Origin of the sequence: Citrobacter sp. wls826, assembly GCF_005281245.1 — a bacterium.
In the GTDB taxonomy this organism is placed as follows: Bacteria; Pseudomonadota; Gammaproteobacteria; order Enterobacterales; family Enterobacteriaceae; genus Citrobacter; species Citrobacter braakii.
Genome location: NZ_SZWS01000025.1, coordinates 1 through 2287 on the forward strand (window position 1 = coordinate 1; position 2287 = coordinate 2287).

General features: G+C 53.3%; 3 protein-coding genes. 1 reads left to right on the plus strand and 2 read right to left on the minus strand.

The features are described from left to right. The first annotated feature begins 206 nt into the window (after positions 1 to 206). Positions 207 to 602 (plus strand): lysozyme inhibitor LprI family protein, encoded by a 396-nt coding sequence (locus FDW87_RS05885; protein WP_016152584.1) that lies wholly within the window; start codon positions 207 to 209, stop codon positions 600 to 602. Here FDW87_RS05885 and rutR read toward each other — a convergent pair. Further along, a complete protein-coding gene (rutR, locus tag FDW87_RS05890) occupies positions 599 to 1237 on the minus strand; it encodes an HTH-type transcriptional regulator RutR (protein ID WP_016152583.1) in 639 nt (212 codons plus the stop codon). The genes FDW87_RS05885 and rutR overlap by 4 nt on opposite strands. Positions 1238 to 1295: 58 nt before the next feature. Further along, positions 1296 to 2210 carry a DMT family transporter gene (locus FDW87_RS05895; RefSeq protein ID WP_137379520.1) on the minus strand — a complete coding sequence of 305 codons (915 nt, stop codon included), beginning with the start codon at positions 2208 to 2210 and terminating at the stop codon, positions 1296 to 1298. Positions 2211 to 2287: the final 77 nt, after the last annotated feature.

Below are 2287 nucleotides of genomic sequence, written 5' to 3' on the forward strand. Positions count from 1 at the left end.
CGGGAGCCGGGATTGTTAAGGGTACGGCGATAGTACCCTTAACACGTTCACAGGGAGGATCGTTTCAGAGAAGTGACAAACATAAGGTGAACGTAGCAATATACCGGAGGCAACAGATTCATTACCTCCGTATGTGCCACTCATCCTCGTTAACTGACAAGCATGACTCCGGTAACGGGGCCTTTTTTATGGAGCCAGAGGGAAGCATGAAACGAATCGTACTGACATGTGCAGCGCTGCTGTTGAGCGGCCAGGCGCTGGCGGATGACTGCGCCAACGCGAACACTCAGATTGAGATGAACACCTGTGCCGCAGAGCAGTTTAAGGCGGCCGACACCAAACTTAATGACACTTATCAGAATGCGCTTAAGCGCGCCGCCCCAACCCAGCGCGATTTACTGAAAAAAGCGCAAATCTCATGGATAACCCTGCGCGATGCGGACTGCGCGTTAATCAGTTCCGGCACCGAAGGCGGTAGCGTCCAGGCGATGATTTCCAGTCAGTGCCTGACGGATAAAACCAACGAGCGTGAAGCGTTTCTCGCCTCGCTCTTACAGTGCGAAGAGGGCGATTTAAGCTGTCCGTTACCGCCTGCCAGTTAACGCACGCGGATCCCTTCAATAATCATCCGCTGCACGCTCTCCACCGTTTGGTTAAAAAAGGCTTCATCACGCAGCGTTGCGCCCGTTACCGCCTCAACCTGTGGGGCAAAGTCGGCGTAGTGCTGGGTTGAAGCCCAAATCATAAAAATCAGATGATGCGGATCGACCGGAGCCAGTTTCCCACTTTTGATCCAACCGGCAATCAGCGCCGATTTCTCATCAATTAGCGTTTTGAGATCGCCCGTTAATTCAGCCATCAATAAAGGCGCACCTGCCAGCATCTCCATACAAAACAGTCGTGAAGCCTGAGGGTAATCGCGCGACACTTCCAGCTTAAGGCGAATGTATTCTTTAATAGCCACCAGCGGCGCAAAGTCTTCGCGAAAAGCCTTCAACGGAGCCAGCCAGACGTCGAGGATTTGCCGCAAAACGGCAATATAGAGCACCTCTTTTGACGGGTAGTAATAAAGCAGATTCGTTTTTGACACACCCGCCTGCTCAGCGACCTGTTCGAGACGCGTGCCGTGGATCCCATATTGGGAGAAGATATTTAATGCCGCGGTTAATATGGCCTGGCGTTTTGCACTGACGGCCTGCGAGCGCTTACCTGTTTTTTTCTCTGCGCGTTGGACCATGCGCCCTCTCCTTCTTGTGAGGGCGTCAGCATACCAAATCACGCGGTGAATGGTTAAATTAAAGCGACTCCGGCGGTGCCTCTTGCACTACCCCTTTTTTCTTTTTGAACTTCAGTTCGCTGACCAGCACGCCAACAATAATGAATGCTGCGCCGAGCAAAGCCAGTAGCGGTAAGCGTTCCCCCGCCAGGCGACCAAAGATCCCCGCCCACACCGGCTCACCGGTATAAATGACCGTCGCGCGCGTCGGCGAAACGCTGCGCTGTGCCCAGTTCATGGTGACCTGAATAATCGCACTGAAAATCCCCAACCCCAGCGCCACCACCAGCAATCCCGTAGACATCGGCGGCACGGACTCTCCTGCTGGGGCCATGGCAATAAATGCCACTATCGAAGCGGTTGCCAGTTGTACCACCGTTACCCGCCGCACATCCACTTTTCCCGCCCACGCGCTAATCAGGATAATTTCTGCCGCAATCGCCACCGCGCCGGCGAGTGTGATCCACTCTCCTTCACCTAAAGCCAGCAAATTGCCTCCCGGTCCGGCGAGAAAAATCAACCCGATAAAGGCCAGCACAATGCCGACACATGGCATCAGGCCGGGCATACGCCCCAGACACAGCCATTGTAAAAGCGGGACCAACGGCACATACATCGCGGTAATAAACGCCGATTTACTGCTGGGAATAAACTGTAGTCCCCAGGTTTGCAGACTATAGCCCAACGCAATTGCGATACCGATCGCAACGCCTGCTTTGACTTCCAGCCACGTCAGTTTATGCAATGAGCGTAGTGACAAAAGCGCGACCGCCAGCGCAGCGGTGGCAAAACGCACGCCGACAAAGAAAAAAGGTCCGCTCAGGGTAACGGCATATTGCACGGCCAAAAACGTGCCCCCCCAGAACATTGTGATCACAATGAGGATCGCTTCCTGAGGTTTAACAGAGAAGGAATAACGAGAAAGTAATAACATGAGACACCCGATTAACTGAATGTCGTTAGTCTGCGTTGCGTTTTGTTACAGTTCAACCTTGCAGACAAAAAAAACCG